27 protein-coding genes are annotated in these 25,869 nt (G+C 70.3%); 17 read left to right on the top strand and 10 right to left on the bottom strand.

Annotated features, from left to right (window positions below):
• From E1218_RS13785 to E1218_RS13755, 7 genes are all read left to right on the top strand, one after another.
• Positions 1 to 172, top strand: a 172-nt coding sequence (locus E1218_RS13785; RefSeq protein WP_407657609.1) for a helix-turn-helix domain-containing protein, incomplete at its 5' end; no start/stop codon positions are given.
• A gap of 92 nt (positions 173 to 264) precedes the next feature.
• On the top strand, positions 265 to 639 hold the full coding sequence (locus E1218_RS13780) for a hypothetical protein (protein WP_132319982.1): 375 nt from the start codon (positions 265 to 267) through the stop codon (positions 637 to 639).
• 249 nt (positions 640 to 888) lie between these two features.
• A complete protein-coding gene (gap, locus tag E1218_RS13775) occupies positions 889 to 1,896 on the top strand; it encodes a type I glyceraldehyde-3-phosphate dehydrogenase (RefSeq protein WP_132319980.1) in 1,008 nt (335 codons plus the stop codon).
• A gap of 89 nt (positions 1,897 to 1,985) precedes the next feature.
• Positions 1,986 to 3,188 carry a phosphoglycerate kinase gene (locus E1218_RS13770; RefSeq protein ID WP_132319978.1) on the top strand — a complete coding sequence of 401 codons (1,203 nt, stop codon included), beginning with the start codon at positions 1,986 to 1,988 and terminating at the stop codon, positions 3,186 to 3,188.
• Between the two features lie 6 nt (positions 3,189 to 3,194).
• Positions 3,195 to 4,007: a triose-phosphate isomerase gene (gene tpiA / locus E1218_RS13765; protein ID WP_132319976.1), complete on the top strand. Its 813-nt coding sequence runs from the start codon at positions 3,195 to 3,197 to the stop codon at positions 4,005 to 4,007.
• Positions 4,004 to 4,237 carry a preprotein translocase subunit SecG gene (gene secG / locus E1218_RS13760; protein ID WP_132145086.1) on the top strand — a complete coding sequence of 78 codons (234 nt, stop codon included), beginning with the start codon at positions 4,004 to 4,006 and terminating at the stop codon, positions 4,235 to 4,237. The genes tpiA and secG overlap by 4 nt, the downstream gene beginning before the upstream one ends.
• Before the next feature lie 15 nt (positions 4,238 to 4,252).
• A complete protein-coding gene (locus tag E1218_RS13755; RefSeq protein ID WP_131515924.1) occupies positions 4,253 to 4,612 on the top strand; it encodes an RNA polymerase-binding protein RbpA in 360 nt (119 codons plus the stop codon).
• Positions 4,613 to 4,660: 48 nt separating this feature from the next.
• Here the strand turns inward: E1218_RS13755 and E1218_RS13750 are convergent, their stop codons facing one another.
• The 7 genes from E1218_RS13750 to tkt all read right to left on the bottom strand — a co-directional run bounded on the left by E1218_RS13750 (position 4,661) and on the right by tkt (position 14,149).
• Positions 4,661 to 5,464 carry an isocitrate lyase/PEP mutase family protein gene (locus tag E1218_RS13750; RefSeq protein ID WP_233712206.1) on the bottom strand — a complete coding sequence of 268 codons (804 nt, stop codon included), beginning with the start codon at positions 5,462 to 5,464 and terminating at the stop codon, positions 4,661 to 4,663.
• 183 nt (positions 5,465 to 5,647) lie between these two features.
• A complete protein-coding gene (pgl, locus tag E1218_RS13745; protein ID WP_132319972.1) occupies positions 5,648 to 6,418 on the bottom strand; it encodes a 6-phosphogluconolactonase in 771 nt (256 codons plus the stop codon).
• The gene (locus E1218_RS13740; RefSeq protein WP_132319970.1) at positions 6,415 to 7,608 is read right to left on the bottom strand and encodes a glucose-6-phosphate dehydrogenase assembly protein OpcA; all 1,194 of its coding nucleotides are present in this window, start codon (positions 7,606 to 7,608) and stop codon (positions 6,415 to 6,417) included. Before E1218_RS13740 ends, pgl begins: the two co-directional genes overlap by 4 nt.
• Positions 7,605 to 9,155, bottom strand: a complete 1,551-nt coding sequence (zwf, locus tag E1218_RS13735; RefSeq protein ID WP_132319968.1) for a glucose-6-phosphate dehydrogenase — start codon at positions 9,153 to 9,155, stop codon at positions 7,605 to 7,607. Before zwf ends, E1218_RS13740 begins: the two co-directional genes overlap by 4 nt.
• 25 nt (positions 9,156 to 9,180) lie before the next feature.
• Positions 9,181 to 10,782, bottom strand: a complete 1,602-nt coding sequence (locus tag E1218_RS13730) for a glucose-6-phosphate isomerase (protein ID WP_132319966.1) — start codon at positions 10,780 to 10,782, stop codon at positions 9,181 to 9,183.
• Positions 10,779 to 11,900, bottom strand: coding sequence for a transaldolase (gene tal / locus E1218_RS13725; RefSeq protein WP_132319964.1), 1,122 nt, complete (start codon positions 11,898 to 11,900; stop codon positions 10,779 to 10,781). The genes E1218_RS13730 and tal overlap by 4 nt, the downstream gene beginning before the upstream one ends.
• Positions 11,901 to 11,935: 35 nt before the next feature.
• Positions 11,936 to 14,149 carry a transketolase gene (gene tkt / locus E1218_RS13720; RefSeq protein WP_132319962.1) on the bottom strand — a complete coding sequence of 738 codons (2,214 nt, stop codon included), beginning with the start codon at positions 14,147 to 14,149 and terminating at the stop codon, positions 11,936 to 11,938.
• A 355-nt stretch (positions 14,150 to 14,504) separates the two neighbouring features.
• Here tkt and E1218_RS13715 point away from each other — a divergent pair, with 355 nt between their 5' ends.
• Positions 14,505 to 15,419: a heme o synthase gene (locus E1218_RS13715; RefSeq protein ID WP_132319992.1), complete on the top strand. Its 915-nt coding sequence runs from the start codon at positions 14,505 to 14,507 to the stop codon at positions 15,417 to 15,419.
• 119 nt (positions 15,420 to 15,538) lie between these two features.
• The gene (locus tag E1218_RS13710; RefSeq protein ID WP_132319960.1) at positions 15,539 to 16,648 is read left to right on the top strand and encodes a ScyD/ScyE family protein; all 1,110 of its coding nucleotides are present in this window, start codon (positions 15,539 to 15,541) and stop codon (positions 16,646 to 16,648) included.
• A 58-nt stretch (positions 16,649 to 16,706) separates the two neighbouring features.
• Here the strand turns inward: E1218_RS13710 and E1218_RS13705 are convergent, their stop codons facing one another.
• Genes E1218_RS13705 through E1218_RS13695 form a run of 3 tightly spaced genes read right to left on the bottom strand, consistent with a single transcriptional unit; the run spans position 16,707 to position 19,166 of the window.
• On the bottom strand, positions 16,707 to 17,633 hold the full coding sequence (locus E1218_RS13705) for a COX15/CtaA family protein (protein WP_132319958.1): 927 nt from the start codon (positions 17,631 to 17,633) through the stop codon (positions 16,707 to 16,709).
• A gap of 28 nt (positions 17,634 to 17,661) precedes the next feature.
• Positions 17,662 to 18,444, bottom strand: a complete 783-nt coding sequence (locus tag E1218_RS13700; protein ID WP_132319956.1) for an ABC transporter permease — start codon at positions 18,442 to 18,444, stop codon at positions 17,662 to 17,664.
• Positions 18,441 to 19,166, bottom strand: coding sequence for an ABC transporter ATP-binding protein (locus E1218_RS13695; RefSeq protein WP_233712205.1), 726 nt, complete (start codon positions 19,164 to 19,166; stop codon positions 18,441 to 18,443). Before E1218_RS13695 ends, E1218_RS13700 begins: the two co-directional genes overlap by 4 nt.
• Positions 19,167 to 19,293: 127 nt before the next feature.
• Between E1218_RS13695 and E1218_RS13690 the strand changes: the two genes are divergently transcribed.
• From E1218_RS13690 to E1218_RS13655, 8 genes are read left to right on the top strand one after another with little or no spacing between them, the layout of a single operon-like run.
• Positions 19,294 to 20,019: a helix-turn-helix transcriptional regulator gene (locus E1218_RS13690; protein WP_407657608.1), complete on the top strand. Its 726-nt coding sequence runs from the start codon at positions 19,294 to 19,296 to the stop codon at positions 20,017 to 20,019.
• Positions 20,016 to 21,428 carry a Fe-S cluster assembly protein SufB gene (sufB, locus tag E1218_RS13685; RefSeq protein ID WP_132319954.1) on the top strand — a complete coding sequence of 471 codons (1,413 nt, stop codon included), beginning with the start codon at positions 20,016 to 20,018 and terminating at the stop codon, positions 21,426 to 21,428. Before E1218_RS13690 ends, sufB begins: the two co-directional genes overlap by 4 nt.
• Complete coding sequence (gene sufD, locus E1218_RS13680; protein WP_132319952.1) at positions 21,428 to 22,630, top strand: Fe-S cluster assembly protein SufD; 1,203 nt, start codon at positions 21,428 to 21,430, stop codon at positions 22,628 to 22,630. Before sufB ends, sufD begins: the two co-directional genes overlap by 1 nt.
• A complete protein-coding gene (locus E1218_RS13675; RefSeq protein ID WP_132319950.1) occupies positions 22,627 to 22,965 on the top strand; it encodes a non-heme iron oxygenase ferredoxin subunit in 339 nt (112 codons plus the stop codon). Before sufD ends, E1218_RS13675 begins: the two co-directional genes overlap by 4 nt.
• Positions 22,966 to 22,990: 25 nt before the next feature.
• Positions 22,991 to 23,752, top strand: coding sequence for a Fe-S cluster assembly ATPase SufC (gene sufC, locus E1218_RS13670; RefSeq protein WP_132319948.1), 762 nt, complete (start codon positions 22,991 to 22,993; stop codon positions 23,750 to 23,752).
• Positions 23,749 to 25,005: a cysteine desulfurase gene (locus tag E1218_RS13665; RefSeq protein WP_132319946.1), complete on the top strand. Its 1,257-nt coding sequence runs from the start codon at positions 23,749 to 23,751 to the stop codon at positions 25,003 to 25,005. The genes sufC and E1218_RS13665 overlap by 4 nt, the downstream gene beginning before the upstream one ends.
• Before the next feature lie 25 nt (positions 25,006 to 25,030).
• Positions 25,031 to 25,489 (top strand): Fe-S cluster assembly sulfur transfer protein SufU, encoded by a 459-nt coding sequence (gene sufU / locus E1218_RS13660; protein ID WP_132319944.1) that lies wholly within the window; start codon positions 25,031 to 25,033, stop codon positions 25,487 to 25,489.
• The gene (locus E1218_RS13655; RefSeq protein WP_132319942.1) at positions 25,482 to 25,865 is read left to right on the top strand and encodes a metal-sulfur cluster assembly factor; all 384 of its coding nucleotides are present in this window, start codon (positions 25,482 to 25,484) and stop codon (positions 25,863 to 25,865) included. Before sufU ends, E1218_RS13655 begins: the two co-directional genes overlap by 8 nt.
• Positions 25,866 to 25,869 lie beyond the last annotated feature (4 nt).

Genomic DNA, 25,869 nt, shown 5'->3' with positions numbered 1-25,869 from the left:
CAAGCAGGCCAGCCTCGAGGAGCTCGGTCAGCTGCACGAGCCGGCGCTGACCAAGGACGCCGTCGCCGGCCGGATCCGCCGCCTGCTGGCGATGGCCGACAAGCGCGCCGTCGACCTCGGCATCCCCAACACCGAGGCCAACCTCACCCCGGAGATGCTCGACCCGGCCTGACCGGATCGTTACCGACGGCCGCCCGCGCCGCACTCGTCGGGTTGGTTGGATTGCTCCCAGGGGGGTTTCCATCCGACGACAGGTGAGGACAGATGGGTACCCAGGAAGAAGAAGCCGCGGCACGCGCGGAGCTGGAGCGCGTCCGGACCGAGAACGCGATCAAGGCCATGCAGCGCGAAGAAGAGCTGCGGAAGCTGCGGGAGCAGGAAGGTCAGAGCTCCATGGTCGGGGACGCGCCCGCGGCCTGGCCGGACGGTGAGATGCAGGGTGCGCCGAGCACGCGGGACAAGGTTGCCGGCGCCCTGCGGGTCGGCAGGGCCGGGGACGCGGCGTTCGCGCGTGATCTGCTGAACTCCGGGCAGGTGCCGTTGAGCGGCGCCGAGGCACCGGTGGCCGGGGGCGACGGAGCGAGAGAGCAGAGCGGCGCCGGGCGGCACGTCGGGAAGCCTGCTCTCGGGCTCGGCTAGCACAGGCTGTCTCACAGTGCGGCGGCCTCCGGCGAGTCCTCGGGCGACTTCTCGGAGGCCGCCGTCCGGCGCATCGGCGGGGTCCGGTAGGCGGAAAGGGCGTGTACCAGCCGGTGGTCTGGTCTGGAACAGTCAGTGAGACGGCGGTGGTCTGCTGTGGACGGTACCAGTTGGCCGAGTGGGCTCTTGGGCTAGTGTTCGGGCTGTAGCGGCAGTGCTCGAAAGCTAGATCTGAGGAGACGCAGTCCCGTGACCGTTCGCGTAGGTATCAACGGCTTCGGCCGGATCGGCCGTAACTTCTTCCGCGCCGTGCAGGCGTCCGGTGCCGACATCGAGGTCGTCGCCGTCAACGACTTGACCGACAACGAGACCCTCGCTCACCTGCTGAAGTACGACTCGATCCTGGGCCGCTTCCCCGGTGAGGTCTCCGCGACCGAGGACGACATCACCGTCGCCGGTCACAGCATCAAGGCGTACGCCGAGCGCGACCCCGCGAACCTCAAGTGGGCCGACGTCGGCGCCGACGTGGTGATCGAGTCGACCGGCTTCTTCACCGACGCCACCAAGGCGAAGACGCACGCCGACAACGGCGCCAAGAAGGTCATCATCTCCGCCCCGGCGAAGAACGAGGACCTGACCGTGGTGATGGGCGTGAATCACGACCTGTACGACGCCGAGAAGCACACCGTGATCTCGAACGCGTCCTGCACCACCAACTGCATCGCCCCGCTGGCCAAGGTCCTGAACGACGCGTTCACGATCGAGCGCGGCCTGATGACCACGATCCACGCGTACACCCAGGACCAGAACCTGCAGGACGGCCCGCACAAGGACCTGCGTCGCGCCCGCGCCGCGGCCCTGAACATCGTGCCGACCTCGACCGGCGCCGCGAAGGCGATCGGCCTGGTGCTGCCGGAGCTCAAGGGCAAGCTGGACGGGTACGCGCTGCGCGTCCCGACCCCGACCGGGTCGGCCACCGACCTGACCGTCACCGTCGGCCGCGAGGTCACCGTCGACGAGGTCAAGGAGGCCTACAAGGCGGCCGCCGCCGAGGGCGCGCTGAAGGGCTACCTGACCTACACCGAGGACGAGATCGTCTCCACCGACATCGTCACCGACCCGGCGTCCTGCATCTTCGACGCGGGCCTGACCAAGGTGATCGGCAACCAGGTCAAGGTCGTCGGCTGGTACGACAACGAGTGGGGCTACTCCAACCGCCTCGTCGACCTGGTCAACCACGTCGGCGCCTCGCTCTGACACCTTCACTCGCGACAGCCTGCGTCCGGATCGGCCCGTTGCCGGCCCCGGGCGCAGGCCCATGCCTGAGCCGCAAGGATTGCTGAACTGTGAAGACCATCGAAGACCTCGGGGACGTGGCCGGCCTGCGCGTGCTGGTGCGCTCCGACCTGAACGTGCCGATCAAGGACGAGACGATCGGTGACGACGGCCGGATCCGGGCCAGCGTCCCGACGCTGGTGAAGCTGGCCAAGGCCGGCGCGAAGGTGATCGTCACCGCGCACCTCGGCCGGCCCAAGGGTCAGCCGAACCCGGAGTTCACCCTGGCCCCGGTGGCCAAGCGGCTCGGCGAGCTGCTGCAGCCGGAGGGCGTCCAGGTGCGCTTCGCCTCCGACGTGACCGGTGACAGCGCGCAGTCCGCGGTCCAGGACCTCGACGAGGGCGAGGTGCTGCTGCTCGAGAACGTCCGGTACGACGCGCGCGAGGAGAGCAAGGACGAGGACCAGCGCGACCAGCTGGCCGACGAGCTCGCGGCGCTGGCCGACGTGTTCGTCAGCGACGGCTTCGGCGTCGTGCACCGCAAGCAGGCCAGCGTGTACGACGTGGCCCGCAAGCTCCCGCACGCCGCCGGCGGCCTGGTGCTCGCCGAGGTCGACGTACTGAGAAAGCTGACCGAGAGCCCGGAGCGCCCGTACGTCGTCGTGCTCGGCGGCGCCAAGGTGTCCGACAAGCTCGCGGTGATCGACAACCTGCTGGCCAAGGCGGACAAGCTGCTGATCGGCGGCGGCATGGTCTTCACCTTCCTGAAGGCGCAGGGCCACGAGGTCGGCAAGAGCCTGCTCGAGGACGACCAGGTGGACACGGTCAAGGGCTACCTGGAGACCGCGAGGTCCAAGGGGGTCGAGATCGTGCTGCCGACCGACATCGTGGTCGCGCCCGAGTTCAAGGCCGACGCCCCGGCCACGGTGGTGGCCGCGGACGCGATCCCGGCCGACCAGCTCGGCCTGGACATCGGCCCGGAGTCCGGCAAGGCGTTCGCCGCCGAGATCGCCGGCGCGAAGACGGTGTTCTGGAACGGCCCGATGGGCGTGTTCGAGATGGCCGCGTTCGCCGGCGGAACGAAGGCGGTCGCGCAGGCGTTGACCGAGGTGGACGGCCTCAGCGTGGTCGGCGGCGGTGACTCGGCCGCGGCGGTTCGACAGCTAGGCTTCGCCGACGACGCGTTCGGGCACATCTCCACCGGTGGTGGCGCGTCGCTCGAATACCTGGAGGGCAAAGAGCTCCCGGGTCTCGCCGTACTGGAAGAGGACTGACACCCGATGGCTGACAGCACAGGTGCCCGGACGCCGTTGATGGCGGGCAACTGGAAGATGAACATCAACCACGTCGAGGCCGTGCACCTGGTGCAGAAGCTGTCGTGGACGCTGCAGGACAAGAAGCACGACTTCGAGCGGGTCGAGGTCGCGGTGCTGCCGCCGTTCACCGACCTCCGCAGCGTGCAGACCCTGGTCGACGGCGACCGGATGAAGATCAGGTACGGCGCCCAGGACGTGTCGAAGTACGACGCGGGCGCGTACACCGGCGAGATCTCGGCGGCGATGCTGGCCAAGCTCGGCTGCACCTACGTGCTGACCGGGCATTCCGAACGGCGCCAGTACCACCACGAGGACGACGCGCTGGTCAACGCCAAGACGGTGAAGGCGCTGGAGGCCGGGCTGACCCCGATCGTCTGTGTCGGCGAGGGCCTGGAGATCCGGAAGGCCGACGGTCACGTCGACCACTGCCTGGGGCAGCTGGACGCGGCGCTGGCCGGGCTGAAGCCGGACGACGTCCGCAAGCTCGTGATCGCCTACGAGCCGGTGTGGGCGATCGGCACCGGCGAGGTGGCCACCCCGGAGGACGCCCAGGAAGTGATCGCCGCGATCCGGAGCCGGATCGAGGAGACGATCTCACCGTCGGTGGCCGACTCGGTACGGATTCTTTACGGGGGGTCGGTGAAGATGGCCAGCGCAGGTGGCATCATGGCCCAACCGGATGTCGACGGCTGCCTGGTCGGAGGTGCGAGCCTTCAGGTGGACGAGTTCGCCGGTATCTGCCGTTACCTGGACCTTCAGTTAGGCTACTCCTCGTGATTCTCGCTTTCTCGATCGTCGTGATCGTCTGCAGCCTCATCCTCACGCTGCTCGTGCTCCTGCACAAAGGCCGCGGTGGCGGTCTGTCGGACCTGTTCGGTGGCGGTGTGTCGTCCAGCCTGGGCGGCTCCTCGGTCGCCGAGCGGAACCTGGACCGGATCACGATCGGTGTCGGCCTGATCTGGTTCGCCGCCATCGTCGCGCTCGGCCTGCTCTACAAGCTCGGCTGAGGGGGATAGGTTCCCGTGGCTGGTGGTGGCAGTGCGATTCGCGGCAGCCGGGTCGGTGCGGGCCCGATGGGCGAGGCGGAGCGCGGCGACACCGCGCCCCGGCAGCGCATCGTGTTCTTCTGCGCCAACGGGCACGAGACTGCGACGGTGTTCGCGGTCGAGGCCGCCATCCCGGAGGCGTGGGACTGTCCGCGGTGCGGTCTGCCGACCAGCACCGACGTGAACAACCCGCCCCCGCCGCCGAAGATCGAGCCCTACAAGACGCACCTGGCGTACGTGAAGGAGCGGCGCAGCGAGCAGGAGGCGGCCGAGATCCTCGAGGAGGCGCTGGAGAAGCTCCGCGCCCGGCGCGCCCGCGGCGAGGTCATCTTCTGAGCATGGAACGCAACGGCCCGGACCAGCTAGGTCCGGGCTGTTCGTATTTCAGGCCCGCCGGGCGAACAGCCGGTTGAGCTCGGCCTGCGGGATCTGGCCGGCGGCGAAGTCGATCGTGCCGGTGGTCAGCAGCTCCTGCGCCGCCCGCCGGACCAGGCCGAGGGCGGCGCGCGCGATGCTGCCGCCGAGGCTGACCCGGGTGACGCCGGCGGACCGCAGGTCTCCGACGGTGAGCGTCGAGGTGCCCAGCCCGAGTACGACGTTGAGCGGCCCGGAGATCTCGCGGACGAGCAGACGGATCGCGTCGACGTCGTCGACCCCGGGCACGTACAGACAGTCGGCCCCGGCCTCGCGGAAGCGGTTGGCCCGGTCGATGGAGTCCGCGAGGGGCGCCGGCGTCCTGAGGAGCCGGCCATCCGTGCGGGCGGTGAGCACGAAGTCGGGCCCGGCGGCCTCCCGGGCGGCGACGATCCGCTCGACCGCGAGCTCGACGTCGTACAGCTCCCGCCCGTCGTAGTCCTCGACGTTCCCACCGGCGAGCCCCGCTTCCCGGGCGAGCGCGATGGTCTCGGCCACCGCCGACGGTTCCGCGCCGTACCCGTCCTCGAGGTCGCCGTTCACCGGTACGCCGCTCGCCGCGGTGATCTCCTGGACCCGCGCGAACATGTCGTCCCGCGACACGGACGGCGCACCGTCGGGAAGGGTGTGGTCACCCTTGCCGAGGGAGAACGCGATGCCCGCGCTGGTGGTCGCGATCGCCGGGAATCCGGCATCGGCCAAAACGACGGCGCTCCCAGCGTCCCAGGCGTTCGGCATGACGAAGAATCCGGTGTGCAGCTCGCGAAACGTCATACCGGTCATCCTCGCAGCCGGACCGTTCGGCGCCGGCCGAAGGATCAGCGGCCGCCGACCACCCGGTTCACCGCGGCCTCGCCTTCCGGTGCCGTTGGTGTCCAGCGCCGCTCGTGCCGCCTTCAGATCCGCGTCCGGTGACGCCGGTGAGGCTGAGAAGGCTTCAGTCGGCGGCGTTCCTGCTCAGGTGCGTGGTGCCCGGATGCTGCTGGGAATCTCTCCCGCAGAAGCCTCGTCGAGCAGCCACAGGGTGCGGTTGAGACCCGTCACCCCGGCAGCGGGGATCTGCAGCCGGCCGGTGCCGGCCAGGGCCAGCCGGACCGCCTTCGCCTTGTCCGCGCCGGACACGACGAACCAGACCTCGTGCGCCCGGTTCAGCGCCGGGAACGTGAGCGAGGTCCGGGTCGGCGGCGGCTTGGGGGCGCCGTGCACCGCGATCGACGAGACGTCCTCGGCGTGCAGCCCGGCGTGCTCGGGAAAGAGCGACGCAACGTGCCCGTCCGGCCCGACCCCGAGCAGCAGTACGTCGAACGTCGGCACGCCGTCGCGATCACCGGCACCGACCGCCTTGGCCAGCGCGTCCGCGTACGCCGCCGCGGCCGCCTCGGCACCCTGACCGGTGTCGGCCGGCATCGGGTGGACCCGGGCAGGGTCGACGTCCACATGGTCGAGCAGCGCTTCCCGTGCCTGCGTCTCGTTGCGCTCCGGGTCGCCCGCCGGCAGGAACCGCTCGTCACCCCACCAGAACTCGACCCGCCGCCAGTCGATCGCGCTGCGGGCCGGCGACTCGGCGACCGCCCGGTAGACGACCGCGGCGACCCGGCCGCCGGTCAGTACGACCTGCGCGACCCGGCCGCTGCTCTGAACGTCGACCAGCCGGGTGATCAGCCGGGCCGCGACGGCGTGGGCCAGGCCCTCGGCGTCGCGGTTGACCAGGATCGACGGAGAGCTCATGAGCGCCCCGCCACCCTCTTACCCGTGCTCTTCTTGGCCGCGCTCTTCTGACCCGCCGCCTTCTTCGCCGCGGACTTCTTGGCGGCCGTCCGCTTCGCGGTGGCCTTCGTGGTGGTCGTCTTCGCCACCGCCTTCTTCACCGCGGCCCTCTTCGCGGCGCTGGTCTTCGGCTCGGCCTTGCCGTTGGTGCTGTCGGCGGTCGCCGTCCGGTTCGCCGCCGCGGTCGCCGCGGTCTGCGCCGACCGGCGATCGGCCGCGCTGACCTTCTTCTCGTCGGCCGGCATGCCCTCCCGCTCGACCATGCACGCCAGCGTGTGCGCGTACACGTCGTCGGGGTCGAGCCGCCGCAGTTCCTCGCTGAGCAGTTCGGACGTCGTCCGCCGCTTCAGCGCCACCGGGCGATCCGGCTGACCGGGAACGCTGAACGTCGCGACCGCGCCGTCCGGACGGGTCAACGAGATCGGCCCGGTCGGCGTGAACAACCTCGCCGCGGTGATCCCCGGGCCACGCGACGTCTTCTGCTCGACCGCGACACCGAGCCGCTGCTGCAGCCAGGCCGCCAGCAGGTCGGCACTCGGGTTGCCCTTGGCCGACACGACCTCGGCACCGGTGACCTTCGTCGGGTACTGGTCGAGGGCCGCGGCCATCAGCGCACGCCACGGGGTCAGCCTGGTCCAGGCGAAGTCCGTGTCGCCGGGCTGGTAACCCTCCGCCCGCGCACTGAAGTCGACCGACGCACGACGGGTCGCGGCCGCGTCGGTGACCCGGCGGCGACCGAGCCGGCCGAGCGCGTCCTCGGCCGGGACCTTCGGACCGCCGCCCGGCCACCAGACGATGACCGGGGAGTCGGGCAGCAACAGGGGAGTGACCACGGACTCCGGCACCTTCGCCAGCTCGCCGTGCAGCCGCAGCAGCACGGCCTCACCCGGGATGCCTTCGCCCACCCGCACCTCGGCGTCCAGGCCGGACGACGAGGCCCGGCCGGGACGCAGGATCGCGACCAGGACGCGGGACGGGTGCTCGCGACCGGCCTCGTTCGCGGCCTTCATCGCGTCGTGGTGGGACGCCTCGTCGACCACCACCACGATGGTGCCGACCATGCCCATCGCCGGCGAGCCCGCGTTCCGGCGGGCGCGCAGCAGCGCCGAGGCGATCTCGCTCGAGGTCGTGTCGGTCAGATCGATGATCATGGCCGCCTCCAGGCGCGTCCGTCGCGGGCGAGCATCTCGTGGGCGGAGTCCGGGCCCCAACCGCCGGACGCGTACTGCTCCGGCGTGCCGTGCGCGGCCCAGTAGCCGATCACCGGGTCGAGGATCTTCCAGCCCAGCTCGACCTCGGTGTGCTGCGGGAACAGCGGCGGGTCGCCGAGCAGGACGTCGAGGATCAGCCGCTCGTACGCCTCCGGTGAGCTCTCGGTGAAGGAGCCGCCGTACGCGAAGTCCATGTTCACGTCGCGGATCTCCATCGCGGTGCCGGGCACCTTGGCGCCGAACCGCATGGTGATGCCCTCGTCCGGCTGGATCCGCAGCACCAGCGCGTTCTGGCCGAGTTCCTCGGTCGCGGTCTTGCTGAACGGCAGGTGCGGCGCGCGCTTGAACATGACCGCGACCTCGGTGACCCGGCGGCCGAGCCGCTTGCCGGTGCGCAGGTAGAACGGGACGCCGGCCCAGCGGCGCGTGTCCACGTCCACCCGGAGCGCCGCGAACGTCTCCGTCGCGGAGTCCGGCGGGATCGCGTCCTCCTGCAGGTAACCCTTCACCTTGACACCGCCGGCCCAGCCGGGCGCGTACTGGCCGCGGGCGGTGTGCAGGTCGAGGCGTGCGGGCAGCTTCACGGCCGCGAGCACCTTCTTCTTCTCCTGCCGTAGCGACCAGGCGTCGAAGCTGACCGGCTCCTCCATCGCCACCAGCGCGAGCAGCTGGAGCAGGTGGTTCTGGATCACGTCGCGGGCCGCGCCGATGCCGTCGTAGTACCCGGCCCGGCCGCCGATCCCGATGTCCTCGGCCATGGTGATCTGGACGTGGTCGACGTAGTGGCTGTTCCACACCGGCTCGAACATCGAGTTGGCGAACCGCAGCGCCAACATGTTCTGCACGGTCTCCTTGCCCAGATAGTGGTCGATCCGGAACACCGCCTCCGGCGGGAAGACCGACTCGACCACCTGGTTCAGCTCACGGGCGCTCTTCAGGTCGTGACCGAACGGCTTCTCGATCACCACCCGCCGCCACGAACCGGGGACCTCGTCGGTCAGCCCGTGCTCGGACAGCTGCCGGACGACCTCGGGGAACAGGCCGGGCGGGATGGACAGGTAGAACGCGTGGTTGCCGCCGGTGCCGCGGTTCACGTCCAGCTCGTCCACGGTCTCCCGCAGCCGCTTGAACGCCTCGTCGTCGGTCAGGTCGCCCGGCACGAACCGGAAGCCCTCGGCCAGCTGCTGCCAGACCTCCTCGCGGAACGGGGTCCGGGCGTGCTCCTTCACCGAGTCGTGCACGATCTGGGCGAAGTCCTGGTTCGTGTAGTCGCGCCGGGCGAAGCCGACCAGGGCGAAGCCCGGCGGCAGCAGCCCCCGGTTCGCCAGGTCGTACACCGCCGGCATCAGCTTCTTGCGGGCCAGGTCCCCGGTGACCCCGAAGATCACCAGGCTGCACGGCCCGGCGATCCGCGGTAGCCGCCGGTCCTGCGGATCCCGCAGCGGGTTGACCGGGCCGGTCGGCTCTGCGTCGAGCTCAGCGGTCATCAGCCGCGTCCCTCCGAGACTTGTCTTAGTTGCCGAACAGGGACAGGAGTTGCTGTACGCCGTTCGCGGGGTCGGTCAGGTTGAGCCGCAGGACCGGGCGGCCGCGCTCGGCCAGCACGTTCGCGTCACCGGCCGCCTGGGCCGAGATCAGCGTGCCGAACGTGAACGGCCGGTCGGGGATCTCCACGTCCTCGGGGTGTGCCGCGGTGATCTGCAGGAACACGCCCTCCGGGTGGCCGCCCTTGTGGTACTGGCCGGTGGAGTGCAGGAACCGCGGACCCCAGCCGAAGGTCACCGGGCGGCCCGTCCGGGTCGCCAGCGCCGGCCGGAGCCCGGCCAGCGAGGCGTCCCGCTCGGAGTCCAGGTACGCCATCACGGCCAGGTAGCTCTTCTCGTCGAGCTTGCCGAGCAGAACGTCGACCGCGCCCTGGAGCGAGTCGACGCCGTCCAGCAGTCCCTCGGAACCACGGACCTCGACCGCGCCGTCGGTGAACGCCGCCGGCTCGGGCTCGGGCTGTGCGTCGAGCAGGCCACGCGCGGCCTGCTTCGCGCTCTCCACGTCCGGCTGGTCGAACGGGTTGATTCCCAGCAGGTAGCCGGCCACCGCGGTCGCCGTCTCCCACAGCAGGAACTGGCCACCGAGCGAACCGGTGGTGACGACCGTCGGCGTGCCGGAGGCGACGCTCGCCGAGCTGGTGTCGGCCGCGAGCAGCGCGTGCACAAGGTCACCCGCACCGCTGTGCAGCTCGGGCGCCTCCAGGCTCTCCACGGCGACCGGCAGTACGCCGGTGCCGTTCTTGCCGGTGCTCTCCGCGATCAACTGCTCGGCCCAGTCGGGGAAGCCGACGATCGACGAGCCGCCGGAGGCGATGACCACCTTGTCGCGGCCCGGGCTGGCCGCCAGGACGGCGCCGAGGACGAGCGCCGGGTTCGACGCGTCGTCGGCCTGCAGCGCGGGAGCCGCCTCGGCGGCCTGGTCGAGCAGCTCGGCCACGTCCGCACCGGCCAGCGCCGACGGGACCAGACCGAACGCCGTCAGCGCGCTGTAGCGGCCGCCGACGTGCGGGTCGGCCAGGAACGTCTTGCGGTAGCCCTCGTCGGCGGCCAGCTTCTCGAACGGCGACCCCGGGTCGGTCACCACGACGATCCGCCCGGCCGGGTCGATCCCGGCGTCGGTGAACGCCTTGACGAACGCCCGCCGGTGGCTGTCGGTCTCGACCGTGCCACCGGACTTGCTGGACACCACCACGACCGTCCTCCGCAGGTCTCCGGCCAGCGCCCGGCCGACCACGCTCGGGTCGGTGGAGTCCAGTACGACCAGGTCCACCCCGGCGGTCCGGGTGATCACCTCGGGCGCCAGCGACGAGCCCCCCATGCCGGACAGCACGATCCGGTCCAGGCCCTCGGACCGCAGGTCGGCCTGCAGGGCCTCGATCTCGGCCAGCAGCGGGCGCGACGACTCGTGCAGGTCGACCCAGTTCAGCCGGATGGCCGACTCGGACTCGGCCTCCGGACCCCACGTGGTGGCGTCCTTGGCCGCGATCCGGGAGGCGACCTTCTCGTCGACCAGCTGGTCGACGACCTCGCGCCAGCCTTCGCCGTACGCGTTGACAGTCAGCTCGGTCACTTGGCGGCACCCTTCAGGGCCGCGGTGACGGTGTCCTGCAGCTCCGACCAGGACGCGGCGAACTTGGCCACGCCCTCGTCCTCGAGCACCTGCACGACCTCGTCGTAGGAGATGCCCAGCTTCTCCAGGTCGGCGATCACCTTGCGGTCGGCCTCGTAGTCGCCGCGGACGGTGTCACCGGTGACCTCGCTCTGCTCGGCGGCCGCCCTGATCGTTGCCTCGGGCATCGTGTTGACCACGCCCCGGGTGACCAGGTTGTCGACGTACAGGGTCGGCGGGTACGCCGGGTCCTTCACGCCGGTCGACGCCCACAGCGGCCGCTGCGGCTTGGCGCCGGCGGACTCGAGCTCACGCCAGCGGTCGGAGGAGAAGATCTCCTCGTACGCCTGGAACGCCAGCCGGGCGTTGGCGATCGCGGCCTTGCCTTTCAGCGCCTTCGCTGCGTCCTCGGAGGCGGTGCCGGCGAGAGCGTCCAATCGCTTGTCCACCTCGGTGTCGACCCGGCTGACGAAGAACGACGCGACGCTGGCCAGCTTGGTCACGTCGTGCCCGTTCTCGATCGCCTTCTCCACGCCGGACAGGAACGCGTCCGCGACCGCCTTGTAACGGTCGAGGGAGAAGATCAGCGTCACGTTCACGCTGATGCCCGCTGCCAGCGTCTCGGTGATCGCCGGCAGGCCCTCCTTGGTGGCCGGGATCTTCACGAACACGTTGTCGCGGCCGACGGTCTCCCACAGCTCCTTGGCCTGGGAGATCGTCTTCTCGGTGTCCCGCGCCAGGCCGGGCTCGACCTCGATCGAGACCCGGCCGTCGACGGTGTCGGTGGCGTCGTACACCGGCTTGAACAGGTCCGCCGCGTCCCGGACGTCGTCGGTGGTGATGGCCCGGATGGCCTCGTCGGTCGAGGCCCCCTCGGCCGCCAGCCGGGACACCTGCTCGGCGTACGCGTCGGCGTCGGAGATCGCCTTGGCGAAGATCGTCGGGTTGGTGGTCACCCCGCTGACGTGCGAGTCGTGGATCAGCGTCTCCAGGCCGCCGCTGGTCAGCCGCTGCCGGGAGAGGTCGTCGAGCCAGATGGAGACACCCGCGTCGGCGAGTGCTTTCAAGCGATCGTTCATGTCCGAAGCCCTCCGAATGTTCTGTTGTGGTGTTGTCAGTTGCGCTCGTTGGTGGCGTCGGCGTCCGGGTCGGCGCTCACCGCCGGGTCGTCGCCGGGGCCGATCCCGCCCGCCGGACGGCGGCCGGCCGGGACCCCGGAGCCGCCGAGTTCCGCGGCGGCGGCGATGCTGTCCTTGGCGGCCTGGACGACGGCGTCGGCGGTGATGCCGAACTCGTCGTACAGGACCTTGTAGTCGGCGGAGGCGCCGAAGTGCTCCAGGCTCACGCTGCGGCCGGCGTCGCCGACGACCTCGCGCCAGCCCAGCGCGACCCCGGCCTCGACCGAGACCCGCGCCCGGACCTGCGGCGGGATGACCGAGTCGCGGTACGCGTCGTCCTGCTCGTCGAACCACTCCCGCGAGACCATCGACACGACCCGGGCCTTGATGCCCACGCCGGCCAGCTTGTTCCGGGCCTCGACCGCCAGCTGCACCTCGGAGCCGGTGCCGATCAGCACCACGTCCGGCGTGCCGTCGGTGTCGAGCAGCGTGTAGCCGCCCTTCCTGACGTTCTCCGTGGTGGCGAAACCGTCCGTGCCGCGCGGGAAGACCGGCACGTTCTGCCGGGTCAGCGCCAGGCCGGCCGGGCGGTCGGTGTGCTCCAGGATCGCGGCCCACGCGGCCGCGGTCTCGTTCGCGTCGCCGGGCCGGACGACGTCCAGGCCGGGGATCGCCCGCAGCGCCGCGAGGTGCTCGATCGGCTGGTGGGTCGGCCCGTCCTCGCCGAGGCCGATCGAGTCGTGCGTCCACACGTAGGTGACCGGCAGCTTCATCAGCGCGGCCAGCCGGACGGCCGGCCGCATGTAGTCGCTGAAGACCAGGAACGTGCCGCCGTACGGGCGGGTGCCGCCGTGCAGTGCGATGCCGTTGAGGATCGAGCCCATGCCGTGCTCGCGGATGCCGAAGTGCAGGACCCGGCCGTACTCGTCGCCCTGGAACTCCTTGGTGGAGAACTCGGCGGGGATGAACGACGGCTGGCCCTTCGGGGTGGTGTTGTTCGAGCCGGCCAGGTCGGCGGAGCCGCCCCAGAGCTCGGGCAGGCCCGGCGTCAGCTTGGTCAGCACCTCGCCGGAGGCCGCCCGGGTCGCGACGCCCTTCGCGTCGGCGTCCCAGCTCGGCAGCGCGTCCTTCCAGCCGGCCGGGAGCTCCCGGTTCTCCAGCCGCGCGAACAGCTCGGCCCGCTCCGCGTTCGCGGCCTTCCAGTCCTCGAACCGGATCTGCCACTCGTCCTGGGCGGCCTTGCCGCGCTCCAGCGCCTTGCGGGTGTGCGCGATCACCTCGTCGGCGACCTGGAAGGTCTGCTCCGGGTCCCAGCCGAGCACCTTCTTGGTCGCGGCCACCTCCTCGGCGCCGAGGGCCGAGCCGTGGATCTTGCCGGTGTTCTGCTTGTTCGGGGCCGGCCAGCCGATGATCGTGTGCAGCCGGATGAAACTCGGCTTGTCGGTGACCGCGCGGGCCGCCTCCAGGGCGTCGTACAGGGCCTGGACGTCCTCCTCGTAGCCGGTGCCGCCCGCGGTCCAGTCGACGGTCTGGACGTGCCAGCCGTACGCCTCGTAGCGAGCCGCCACATCCTCGGAGAACGCGATGTCGGTGTCGTCCTCGATGGAGATCTTGTTGGCGTCGTAGATCACCGTCAGGTTGCCGAGCTTCTGGTGGCCGGCCAGCGAGGACGCCTCGGACGAGACGCCTTCCTCGAGGTCGCCGTCGGAGGCGACCACGTAGATCTGGTGGTCGAACAGGCTCTCGCCCTTCGGCGTCTCCGGGTCGAACAGACCGCGCTCACGCCGGGCCGCCATCGCCATGCCGACCGCGTTGCCGACACCCTGGCCGAGCGGACCGGTGGTGGTCTCGACACCCTTGGTGTGGCCGTGCTCCGGGTGGCCCGGGGTCAGGCTGCCCCAGGTCCGCAGCGCCTTCAGGTCGTCCAGCTCGAGGCCGAAACCGGCCAGGTACAGCTGGATGTACAGGGTGAGGCTGGAGTGGCCCGCCGAGAGGACGAACCGGTCGCGGCCGGCCCACGTCGGGTCGGCCGGGTTGTGCCGCATCACCTTCTGGAACAGCAGGTACGCCGCCGGCGCCAGGCTCATCGCCGTACCGGGGTGGCCGTTCCCGACCTTCTCGACCGCGTCCATCGCGAGCACCCGCACGGTGTCGACCGCGCGCTGGTCGAGCTCGGTCCATTCAAGCTTGGGGCTGGTCTTCTCCGTCACGCCGGCGGCGCTCCTCTCGATGGCTGCGAAACTCCGTCTGGTCAGCGTCGAAGGGATCGCTCCGCAGCTACCGGCCGGTCGCGATCGCGCCCCCGCGCATCACCGTGAGCGAGCCTACTCGCCCGGGCGTCCGGCGCCTTCCACAGTCTCCGAACCCGGACCGCGGCGTGGTTGTTCCCGGCGTCTCCCACGTCACACCGGTGACTCACCGAGGGGGGTGGCAAACCCCTCCTACGGGGCGTCGTAGACTGTCGAACCGTCAGCGCCGGACGTCCGGCGTCAATCCACTGAGTTCGAGGTGTTCGTGACGGCCGTCGACCCGCGTCCAGCCGCGACGACGTCGTACCCGACGCAGATGCCGGACGGCACCGCAGTTCCGCGTCCGTCGGTGCGCGACGTGGTGAAGGCGTACGTCGGTCTGACCAAGCCGCGCATCATCGAGCTGCTGCTGATCACCACCGTGCCGGTGATGTTCCTGGCCGCCGGGGGAGTGCCGGAGCTCGGCGTCGTCGCCGCCACCCTGGTCGGCGGCATCCTGGCGGCCGGCAGCGCGAACACGATCAACTGCGTGCTCGACCGCGACATCGACGAGCAGATGCGCCGGACCAGGCGCCGCCCGCTGCCCCGGCACGCGGTCAGCCCGCGCTCGGCGACCGTCTTCGGCATCGTCCTCGGCATCCTGGCGACCCTGGAGCTCGGCCTCTTCGTCAACTGGCTGTCGTCGGTCCTCGCACTCGCCGCCAATGCCTTCTACGTGTTCGGCTACACGATGGTGCTCAAGCGCCGGACCGTGCAGAACATCGTCTGGGGCGGGATCGCCGGCTGCTTCCCGACCCTGATCGGCTGGACCGCGGTCACCAACGAGCTGGCCTGGACGCCGTTCGTGCTGTTCGGGGTGGTGTTCTTCTGGACGCCGCCGCACACCTGGGCGCTGGCCATGCGCTACCGCGAGGACTACGCGTCGGTCGACGTACCGATGCTTCCGGTGGTCGCCACCCCCGTCGCCACCGCCCGTCAGATCATGGCGTACTCGGTCGTCATGGTGGCCACGTCGATCGCTCTCTGGCCGATCGCCGACACCGGTTTCGTCTACCCGCTGGCCGCGATCGCGCTCGGCGTGCTGTTCCTCCGCGAGGCCCGCGGGCTGTTGCTCAGGGCGCACACCGGCGCCGAGGGCGCGGCCCTGCGGCCGATGCGGTTGTTCCACTTCTCGAACATCTACCTGGCCCTGCTCTTCATCGCCGCGGCCGTCGATCCGCTGCTGCACTGAGCGTCGCCCTGCCTGCGCGGGGAGTCTTCCCGTTGACCTGGTCGTGATCTGGTGTTGCGATGTCAGGGTCTGTGGAGGGGGATCCACGTCTGGGGAGACGCAAATGATGGGGGTTCGCAGTGGGGGTACGAACACGTCTGGCCGCGGTCGCAGCGCTGGCACTCGCCGGATCCGTGCTGGTGGCCGCACCGGCCGAAGCAGGCAGTACGAAGTACCGCACCACGGTCAAGCCGGTCGTCTCCGGCCTGGACAGTCCACGCGGTGTCGCCACCTTCGGCGGGAAGATCGTCTACAGCGTCGGCGACGGCTCGGTCTACGAGGCCTGGGCGCACAACGGCCACGTGATCCGCAAGCTCGGCCAGGTGCCGGGTGGATTCGCACCGGCGATCGACACCAGCAAGTGGGGCGTGACCTACGCCCTGACCGGCGCCGGCGGGGAGCCGGGCGCCCCGCTGCCTCCGGGCGGCGCGACACTGTACAAACTGCGGCCCGGCAAGGCGCCGCTGAAGATCGCCGACATCGGCAAGTACCAACTGAAGGATCCGGACCCGTACAACACCGAGGGTCCGGCGACCGAGTCCAACCCGTTCGGGGTGGCCGCACTGAAGGACGGCACCGTCCTGGTGGCGGACGCGGCCGGCAACGACCTGCTCCGGGTCTGGCCGAACGGCTACGTCAAGACCGTCGCCCGGCTGAAGCCGCGCACGGTCACGGTTCCCGCCGGCCTCGGCGCGGAGGCGCCACCGGCCGGGACGAGGATGCCGGCCGAGGCCGTCGCCACCTCGGTGACGGTCGGCTCGGACGGCTACTGGTACGTCGGTGAGCTCAGGGGCTTCCCGGCCACGCCGAAGACGTCCCAGATCTGGCGGATCAAGCCCGGTTCGTACGGCGCGGTCTGCGACCCTGCCAACCCGTACAAGGGCCGGTGCACCCGGTACGCCGACGGCTACACGTCGATCGTCGACCTGGCCGGCGGACCGGCCGGAACCCTCGCGGTCGTTGAGCTGGCGAAGGTGAGCTGGCTGAAGTGGGAGATGGGTGGCTCGCCGATCGGCTCGCTCTACCTCCAGTTCCGCGGCAGGCACCACAAGGCCGGGTACAAGCTGGAGCTTGCGCCGGGGAAGCTGACACTGCCCGGCGGGACGGCGATCAGCAGTAGAGGCAAGGTCTACGTCTCGTCACCATTGTTCGGCCCAGGGGCCGTCCAGCAGGTCGTGGCGAAGCGTTGAGAGCAACCCGGGGCGTCAGGTCTACTCACCGGACCAGGCGTCCCGGGTCTCGGCCGGGCTAGGTGGCCGGCGTGCCGCGTTCGCCGTACACGGCGGTGACCAGGGCGATCAGCACCGCGGCGAAGAACATGTGGATCAGCACCAGGACCCAGGGGAGTCCGGTGAAGTACTGCGTGAAGCCGACGACCCCCTGGAGCAGTTCCATCGCGAGCAGCCAGGCGGCCAGTTTCCGCAGCGTCCGCGAGGTCGCCGTCACCCGGGTCGCGATCACCAGCGCGATCGTGATCCCCAGCAAGCCGAACACCACGTCCGCGTGCAACTGGCTGATCAGCTCCTCGTCGAACCCGTTCCGGCCGGTCTCCGGATCGCCTGAGTGCGGGCCGGCCCCGGTCACCAAGGTGCCGAGGGCAACGGCCAGCCAGACCGCGACGACACTGGCGGTGGCGAGCGCCCGGACGACCGGGGGAGTGTGCGGGTACGGGCTCGTCCGCGACCGGCGCATCATCGACACGGTCAGCGTGATGATGATCGGTGAGACCAGGAAGTGTGCCGACACGATCCACGGGTTCAGCCCGGTCAGCACGCTGATGCCGCCGATGATCGCCTGCAGCGGGACACCGAGCGCGGCCGCGGTCGCCAGCCGGCGCAGGTCCTTGCGCACCGGGCGGTACCGCATCACCACCAGCCAGGTCCCGATCGCGACGATCGCGACCACGAACCCGAGCATCCGGTTGCCGAACTCGATCGCACCGTGCATGCCGAGCTCGCCGTGCGGCACGTACGACTCGTCGGTGCACTGCGGCCAGGTCGGGCAGCCGAGGCCGGAGCCGGTCAGCCGGACCAGTCCGCCGGTCAGCACGATGCCGATGTTCGCGACCACGGACGCCCAGCCCCAGCGCCGTACGACGTCCAGGCTCGGCTCCGGCACCAGACGCCAGAAGCCGCTGACCGGTGCAGTCTCTTGGGGTGGGGTTTCCGTGGTCATCACCGGCACACTCTAAAGAAGCGCTCGCTCAGTCCCACCGGAAGGTCCGGGAGACCAGGTATCCGAGGACCACCGCCCACAGCGCCAGCGAGAGTGCCGCGGCCCATGGGATGACACCTTCGACGGTCGCGTTCGCCAGCCCGTTGGCCAGCGCGGCACTCGGCAGCAGCCGGACGACGCCCTGCAGGCCGGCCGGATACTCGTCGACCGGCGTGAGGATCGCACCACCGACCAGCAGCAGGAGGTACAGCAGGTTCGCCGCGGCCAGCGTCGCCTCCGCCCGCAGCACGCCGGCCATCAGCAGGCCGAGCGACCCGAACGCGGCCGTGCCGCACAGGACCATCAGCACGACCCCGAGAACGGCGTCGACGCCGCCGGCCGGGTCCCAGCCGAGTGCGAATCCCGTGCCGGCCAGGACCGCGAGCTGGATCAGCTGGACCGCGAGCACCGCACCGATCTTCCCGGCCAGCAGACCGGTCCGGGACAGGGGGGACGCGCCGAGCCGCTTGATCACCCCGTACCGCCGTTCGAAGCCGGTCGCGATCGCCAGCGAGGTGAACGACGACGACAGGACGGCCAGCCCGAGCACCCGCGGGACGGCGTCGTCGATCGGTGCGCCGTCCCCCAATGGGAGGCGGTTGCCGAGTCCCGTCCCGCCCAGCAGGAGCAGGAGACCGAGCGGGATCACCAGCGCCAGCAGGAGCTGCTCGCCGTTGCGGATCAGCAGCCGGAACTCCATCCGCGCATGCGCCAGCACCTTGCGTGGCCAGGGTGCGCTCCCCGGCCGCGGGGAGTAGGTGGCAGTCGTCATCGGGTTTCCCGCTTCGGTGGCGCGGTGAGGGCGAGATAGACGTCCTCGAGTGACTTGGTGTGGTGCTCGGTGAGCTCGTCGGGGGAACCGGAGGCGATCACCTTGCCGGCGGACACCACGTGCACCTGGTCGGACAGTTGCTCGGCCTCGTCCATCGCGTGGGTTGTCAGGACGACGGTCACGCCGTCGTCGCGCAGGTCGCGGATCAACTGCCAGATCTCCCGGCGGCCGTGCGGGTCGAGCCCGGTCGTCGGCTCGTCCAGGAAGGCGACCTCCGGCCGGCCGACGATCGCCAGCGCGAACGAGAGCCGCTGCTTCTGGCCGCCCGACAACCGCCGGTACGGCGTCCGTCCACAGGTCCCGAGGTCGAGGCGCTCGACCAGGGCCGGGATGTCGAGCGGGTGGGTGTGCAGGGTGGCGACGTACCGGAGCATCTCGAGGGCGCGGACGCCGGACCAGGCGCCGCCCTCCTGGAGCATCACGCCGATCCGCGGCATCAGCGCGTCGTGGTCGGCGACCGGGTCCAGTCCGAGCACCCGGACCCGGCCGGAGTACGGCCGGCGGAAGCCCTCGCAGCTCTCCACGGTGGTGGTCTTGCCGGCTCCGTTGGGGCCGAGCACGGACGCCACCGTGCCGCCGGTTACGGTGAGACTGAGACCGTTCACCGCGGCCTTCTCGCCGTACCGCACGACGAGGTTGTCGATCTCCACCGCGACTGGCACAACCGCAGTCTAGGGAACGCCCCGGAGTGACCTCGCTCACGGTCGGGTCCCCGGTCCCGCGTGGTGGCGGGAACCGGTTAGGCAACCCTTATTTGAAGGGCCCCGGGAATTACGCGACACTGATGTTGTGAAAAATCCTGCGACGAACGGACCTGTGCCCGCGGGCACGTCCGTGGCGCGGGACGAGTCCACCCGGGACCGGGTCGCCCGCTCGATCCTCACCAACGGTCCGTCCAGCGCCGCGGTCCTCGCGGAGCGCCTGGAGCTGACCCCGGCGGCGGTCCGCCGCCACCTCGACCACCTGCTCGAGGAGGGTCTGGTCGAGTCCCGCGAGGAGCGTGTCTACGGCCCCCGCGGCCGCGGCCGTCCCGCGAAGGTCTTCGTGCTGACCGACACCGGCCGGCACGCGTTCCACCAGGCGTACGACGACCTGGCGGCCACCGCGCTGCGGTTCATCGCCGAAGCCGGCGGTGACCAGGCGGTCGCGGAGTTCGCCCGGCGGCGGGTCGCCGAGGTGGAGCAGCGGTACCGGGAGCTGGTGGACGCGGCCCCGGAGGACAAGAAGGCGGAGGTGCTCGCCCAGGTTCTCACCGCGGACGGCTACGCGGCGTCCACGGCGAAGGCCGCGCACGGAGAGCAGCTCTGCCAGCACCACTGCCCGGTCGCACACGTGGCCGAGCAGTTCCCCCAGCTGTGCGAGGCGGAGACCGAGGTGTTCGCGCGACTCCTCGGCAAGCACGTCCAGCGGCTGGCCACCATCGCCCACGGCGACGGTGTCTGCACGACGCACATCCCCGGTGAAGTACCGGTTGCCCCTGTATCCCACGGCGAATCTGCGAGGACTGCACGATGACGCAAACCGCTCACCCCGAACTGGAAGGTCTCGGCAACTACCAGTACGGCTGGGCCGACTCCGACGCCGCCGGCGCGGTCGCCCAGCGCGGCCTCAGCGCCGACGTGGTGCGGGGCATCTCCACCCTCAAGAACGAGCCGGAGTGGATGCTCGACCTGCGCCTGAAGGGTCTCAAGCTCTTCGACCGCAAGCCGATGCCGTCGTGGGGTGCCGACCTGTCCGGGATCGACTTCGACAACATCAAGTACTTCGTCCGCTCCACCGAGAAGCAGGCGACCAGCTGGGACGACCTGCCGGCGGACATCAAGAACACCTACGACAAGCTCGGCATCCCCGAGGCGGAGAAGCAGCGCCTGGTCGCCGGCGTCGCGGCGCAGTACGAGTCCGAGGTCGTCTACCACCAGATCCGCGAGGACCTGGAGGCCCAGGGCGTCATCTTCCTGGACACCGACACCGGCCTGCGCGAGCACCCGGAGCTGTTCAAGGAGTACTTCGGCTCCGTCATCCCGGTCGGCGACAACAAGTTCGCCTCGCTGAACACCGCGGTCTGGTCCGGCGGCTCGTTCATCTACGTCCCGAAGGGCGTCAAGGTGGACATCCCGCTGCAGGCCTACTTCCGGATCAACACCGAGAACATGGGCCAGTTCGAGCGGACCCTGATCATCGTCGACGAGGACGCCTACGTGCACTACGTCGAGGGTTGCACGGCGCCGATCTACAAGTCGGACTCGCTGCACTCCGCGGTGGTCGAGATCATCGTGAAGAAGGGCGCCCGCTGCCGCTACACGACGATCCAGAACTGGTCGAACAACGTCTACAACCTGGTCACCAAGCGCGCCACCTGCGAGGAGGGCGCGACGATGGAATGGATCGACGGCAACATCGGTTCCAAGGTGACGATGAAGTACCCGGCCGTGTACCTGATGGGCGAGCACGCCAAGGGCGAGACGCTGTCGGTCGCGTTCGCCGGCGAGGGCCAGCACCAGGACGCCGGCTCGAAGATGGTGCACAACGCGCCCTACACCTCCAGCTCGATCGTGTCGAAGTCGGTGGCCCGCGGCGGCGGCCGGACGTCGTACCGAGGGCTGGTCGAGGTGGCGCCGGGCTCGCACCACAGCAAGTCCACGGTGCGCTGTGACGCGCTGCTGGTCGACACCATCAGCCGTTCGGACACCTACCCGTACGTCGACGTCCGCGAGGACGACGTGGCGATGGGGCACGAGGCGACCGTGTCCAAGGTCAGCGACGACCAGCTCTTCTACCTGATGAGCCGGGGCATGGCCGAGGACGAGGCGATGGCGATGATCGTCCGCGGCTTCATCGAGCCGATCGCCCGCGAGCTCCCGATGGAGTACGCGCTGGAACTGAACCGACTGATCGAGCTGCAGATGGAAGGGGCCGTCGGCTGATGACCGCGAGCGAAACCCTGGTTGCCACCGGCAATCGGGCGCACTCCCACGGGCCGGGGTCCCCGGTCCCGCTCCAGGCCCGGAGCGAGCGGCCGACGTCGTACGACGTCGCCGACTTCCCGGTGCCGAACGGGCGCGAGGAGGAGTGGCGCTTCACCCCGGTCAAGGCGCTGAAGGCACTGTTCGCCGACGAGCCCGGCACCGAGATCCCGAAGGTCGACGCGTCCGGCCCGGACGGTGTCGTGATCGAGACCGTCGCGGCCGACTCGCTCAAGGTCGGCAGGCCGCAGGACCGGACGGCCGCCGTCGCGTGGACCCACGCGGCCGAGGCGGTGGCCGTCCGGATCCCGGTCGAGGCCGAGCTGACCGAGCCGGTGCACGTCAACGTCGCCGGCCTCGGCGCCCGCGGCTTCAGCCACCTGATCGTGGATGCCGGCCGGCACAGCCGCGCCATCGTGATCATCGATCACACCGGAGCCGGCGAGCTGGGCAGCAACGTCGAGATCGTCGTCGGCGACGGCGCCGACCTGCGGGTCGTCTCGATCCAGCAGGGCGACCACGAGTCGATCCACCTGGCCCAGCATGACGCGCTCGTCGGCCGGGACGCGAAGCTGCACCATGTGGTGGTCACTCTCGGCGGCAAGGTCGTCCGGGTGAACACCAACGTCCGGTACGCCGGCCCGGGCGGCGACGCCGACCTGGTCGGGGTGTACTTCGCCGAGTCCGGCCAGCACCACGAGCACCGGCTGTTCGTCGACCACGAGGCCACCCACTGCAAGAGCAACGTGCTCTACAAGGGTGCGCTGGCCGGCGACAACGCCCGCTCGGTATGGATCGGCGACGTGCTGATCCGGGCCGCGGCCGAGGGCACCGACACCTTTGAGCTCAACCGGAACCTGGTCCTCACCGACGGCGCCCGGGCCGACTCGGTGCCGAACCTGGAGATCGAGACCGGCGAGATCGAGGGCGCCGGGCACGCGTCCGCGACCGGCCGGTTCGACGACGAGCAGCTGTTCTACCTGCAGGCCCGCGGCATCCCCGAGGACGCGGCCCGGCGGCTGGTGGTGTCCGGCTTCTTCAACGACATCATCGGCAAGATCGGCGTCCCCGAGGTGGCCGAGCACCTGCACGAGGTGATCGAGGAGAAGCTCGCCCGCACCGCGGAGCTGAGCACTTCGGCCAAGGCGGTCATCGGGCAGTGAGCGACACGTTCGAGCGCGCCTGCGCCGTCACCGACGTACCGGACGAGGGAGTCGTCCCGGTCGAGGTCGGCGGCGTCGAGGTCGCGGTCGTGAAGAGCGACGGACAATTCTTCGCGGTGCGGGACGAGTGCTCGCACGCGCAGATCCAGCTGTCCGAGGGTGACGTCGGCGGCTGCGAGATCGAGTGCTGGCTGCACGGGTCCCGTTTCGACCTGCGCACCGGGGAGCCGACCAGCCTGCCCGCGTACGACCCGGTGCCGGTCTACCCGGTGCGCCTCGACGGCGACGACGTACTCGTCGACGTGAAGAACCCCCTGAACCAGCAAGCCCTGTAATCCAGACGGAGATAGAAGAGACCTCATGGCGACACTCGAGATCCGCGACCTGCACGTGTCGGTCGACACCGAGAACGGCCCGAAGGAGATCCTGCGCGGCGTCGACCTGACCATCGCCGGTGGTCAGACGCACGCGATCATGGGCCCGAACGGTTCCGGCAAGTCCACGCTGGCGTACTCGATCGCCGGCCACCCGAAGTACAACATCACCAGCGGCACGGTGACGCTGGACGGCGAGGACGTGCTCGACATGGCCGTCGACGAGCGCGCCCGGGCCGGCCTGTTCCTGGCGATGCAGTACCCGGTCGAGGTGCCGGGGGTGTCGGTGGCGAACTTCCTCCGGACCGCCAAGACCGCGATCGACGGCGAGGCGCCGAAGCTGCGTACCTGGGTCAAGGACGTGAACACCGCCCTGGCCGACCTGGAGATGGACCCCGAGTTCGCCCAGCGCAACGTCAACGAGGGCTTCTCCGGCGGTGAGAAGAAGCGGCACGAGATCGTCCAGCTGGAGCTGCTGAACCCGAAGATCGCGATCCTCGACGAGACCGATTCCGGCCTCGACATCGACGCGCTGAAGGTCGTCTCCACCGGCGTCAACCGGTTCGCCGAGCAGGGCGACAAGGGCGTCCTGCTGATCACGCACTACACCCGGATCCTGCGCTACATCAAGCCGGACTTCGTGCACGTGTTCGTCGACGGCCGGGTGGCCGAGGAGGGCGGGCCGGAGCTGGCCGACGAGCTCGAGGCCAACGGGTACGAGCGCTTCCTGAAGGCGGCCGCGAAGTGACCGACGCCCGGACCTTGAGCAGTCCGCTGGACCTGCAGTCGGTCCGGGCGGACTTCCCGATCCTGTCCCGCGAGCTCGCCAACGGCTTCCCGCTGACCTACCTGGACTCGGCCAACTCGTCGCAGAAGCCGCGCCAGGTGGTCCAGGCGCTCGAGGACCACTACCTGAGGCACAACGCGAACGTCGCCCGGGCCATGCACCAGCTCGGTGCCGAGGCGACCGCGGCGTACGAGGGCGGCCGGGACAAGGTGGCCGCGTTCATCGGCGCGCCGTCGCGCGACGAGATCGTGTTCACCAAGAACGCCTCCGAGGCGCTCAACCTGGCCGCGCACACCCTTGGTGCGTCGCTGAAGCCGGGTGACGAGGTGGTGATCTCCGAGATGGAGCACCACAGCAACATCGTCCCCTGGCAGCTGGCCTGTGAGCGGACCGGTGCGACGCTGAAGTGGTTCGGCGTCACCGAGGACGGCCGGCTCGACCTGAGCACGATCGACGAGCTGCTCACCGAGCGGACCAAGGTGGTCGCACTGACCTGGGTCTCGAACGCGCTGGGCACGATCAACCCGATCGCCGACATCGCGACCAAGGCGCACGCGGTCGGCGCGACCGTCGTCGTGGACGCCTCCCAGGCGGTGCCACAGTTCCCGGTGGACGTCTCGACGCTCGGCGCGGACCTGCTGGCCTTCACCGGCCACAAGGTGGTCGGGCCGACTGGGATCGGCGTGCTCTGGGGCCGCTACGGCCTGCTCGCCTCGCTGCCGCCGTTCCTCGGCGGGGGCGAGATGATCGAGGTCGTGCGGATGACCGGTTCGACGTACGCCGCGCCGCCGGCCCGGTTCGAGGCGGGGACGCCGCCGATCGCGCAGGCGGTCGGGCTCGGTGCGGCCGTCGACTACCTGACCGGGATCGGCATGGACAAGATCGCCGCGCACGAGCAGTCGATCGTCGAGTACGCGCTCGAGGGCCTGAAGACCGTTCCGGGGCTGACGATCCTCGGCCCGAAGGACGCCACCGACCACGGCGGCGCGATCAGCTTCGAGCTGGACGGCGTGCATCCACACGACGTGGCGACCGTGCTGGACACCCGCGGCATCGCGGTCCGCGCCGGGCACCACTGCGCGCGGCCGGTGCACGAGCGGTTCGGCGTGCAGTCCTCGACGCGGGCGTCCTTCTACCTCTACACGACCCCGGAGGAGGTCGAGGCGCTGGTCGACGGCCTCGGCTTCGTCCGTTCCTTCTTCAAGCTTGCTTGACGATCAGACCGAGTAAGGTGGCTTGATGCAGCTGGACTCGCTGTACCAGGAGATCATCCTGGACCACTACCGCAGCCCGCACCACGCGGGCCTGGCGGAGCCGTACGACGTCGAGGTGCACCACGTGAACCCGTCCTGCGGGGACGAGGTGACGCTGCGGGTCGAGCTGGACGGCGACACCGTCACCGGCGTGACGCATCACAGCGTCGGCTGCTCGATCAGTCAGGCCGCGACGTCGGTGATGACCGACCTGGTGATCGGCAAGCCGGTCGCCGAGGGAATGGCGACGTACGAGGAGTTCCTCGAGCTGATGCAGGGCCGGGGGAATGTCGAGCCGGACGAAGAGGTTCTGGAGGACGGCGTCGCGTTCGCGGGCGTCGCGCAGTTCCCGGCCCGGGTGAAGTGTGCGCTGCTGGGCTGGTCGGCCTGGCGGGACGCCACCGCCCAGGCGCTGGCCGCGAGAGAAGGAGTGAGCAATGGCTGACCGCACCGACGAGAAGATCGAGCTGCCCGAGGTCGACCTGGACGCGGCGGCGCAGCCCGGTACCGCGCCGGCGAAGGTCGAGGACGTGACCGAGGCGCTCAAGGACGTCGTCGACCCCGAGCTCGGCATCAACGTGGTCGACCTGGGCCTGATCTACGCGGTGACCGTCGACGACACCAGCACCGCGATCATCGACATGACGCTGACGTCGGCGGCCTGCCCGCTGACCGACGTGATCGAGGACCAGACCCGGATGGCACTCGACGGCCTGGTGAACGACTTCCGGATCAACTGGGTCTGGATGCCGCCGTGGGGTCCGGAGAAGATCACCGACGACGGCCGCGAGCAGCTCCGCGCCCTCGGCTTCAACGTGTGACCCG

This window comes from Kribbella turkmenica (assembly GCF_004348725.1).
GTDB classification, from domain to species: Bacteria; Actinomycetota; Actinomycetes; order Propionibacteriales; family Kribbellaceae; genus Kribbella; species Kribbella turkmenica.
Note: the sequence above shows the minus strand (reverse complement) of the source record. Positions and strands in the feature narration are given on the sequence as shown.

What these genes read in the sequence shown, in the direction of transcription:
- tal (WP_132319964.1), bottom strand. Translation starts at nt 11,900, where the DNA reads ATGAACGATCGCTTGAAAGCACTCGCCGACGCGGGTGTCTCCATCTGG.
- E1218_RS13715 (WP_132319992.1), top strand. Translation starts at nt 14,505, where the DNA reads ATGCCGGACGGCACCGCAGTTCCGCGTCCGTCGGTGCGCGACGTGGTG.
- zwf (WP_132319968.1), bottom strand. Translation starts at nt 9,155, where the DNA reads ATGACCGCTGAGCTCGACGCAGAGCCGACCGGCCCGGTCAACCCGCTG.
- E1218_RS13705 (WP_132319958.1), bottom strand. Translation starts at nt 17,633, where the DNA reads ATGACCACGGAAACCCCACCCCAAGAGACTGCACCGGTCAGCGGCTTC.
- E1218_RS13700 (WP_132319956.1), bottom strand. Translation starts at nt 18,444, where the DNA reads ATGACGACTGCCACCTACTCCCCGCGGCCGGGGAGCGCACCCTGGCCA.
- pgl (WP_132319972.1), bottom strand. Translation starts at nt 6,418, where the DNA reads ATGAGCTCTCCGTCGATCCTGGTCAACCGCGACGCCGAGGGCCTGGCC.
- tpiA (WP_132319976.1), top strand. Translation starts at nt 3,195, where the DNA reads ATGGCTGACAGCACAGGTGCCCGGACGCCGTTGATGGCGGGCAACTGG.
- sufU (WP_132319944.1), top strand. Translation starts at nt 25,031, where the DNA reads ATGCAGCTGGACTCGCTGTACCAGGAGATCATCCTGGACCACTACCGC.
- sufB (WP_132319954.1), top strand. Translation starts at nt 20,016, where the DNA reads ATGACGCAAACCGCTCACCCCGAACTGGAAGGTCTCGGCAACTACCAG.
- E1218_RS13740 (WP_132319970.1), bottom strand. Translation starts at nt 7,608, where the DNA reads ATGATCATCGATCTGACCGACACGACCTCGAGCGAGATCGCCTCGGCG.
- sufC (WP_132319948.1), top strand. Translation starts at nt 22,991, where the DNA reads ATGGCGACACTCGAGATCCGCGACCTGCACGTGTCGGTCGACACCGAG.
- E1218_RS13750 (WP_233712206.1), bottom strand. Translation starts at nt 5,464, where the DNA reads ATGACGTTTCGCGAGCTGCACACCGGATTCTTCGTCATGCCGAACGCC.
- E1218_RS13655 (WP_132319942.1), top strand. Translation starts at nt 25,482, where the DNA reads ATGGCTGACCGCACCGACGAGAAGATCGAGCTGCCCGAGGTCGACCTG.
- E1218_RS13780 (WP_132319982.1), top strand. Translation starts at nt 265, where the DNA reads ATGGGTACCCAGGAAGAAGAAGCCGCGGCACGCGCGGAGCTGGAGCGC.
- sufD (WP_132319952.1), top strand. Translation starts at nt 21,428, where the DNA reads ATGACCGCGAGCGAAACCCTGGTTGCCACCGGCAATCGGGCGCACTCC.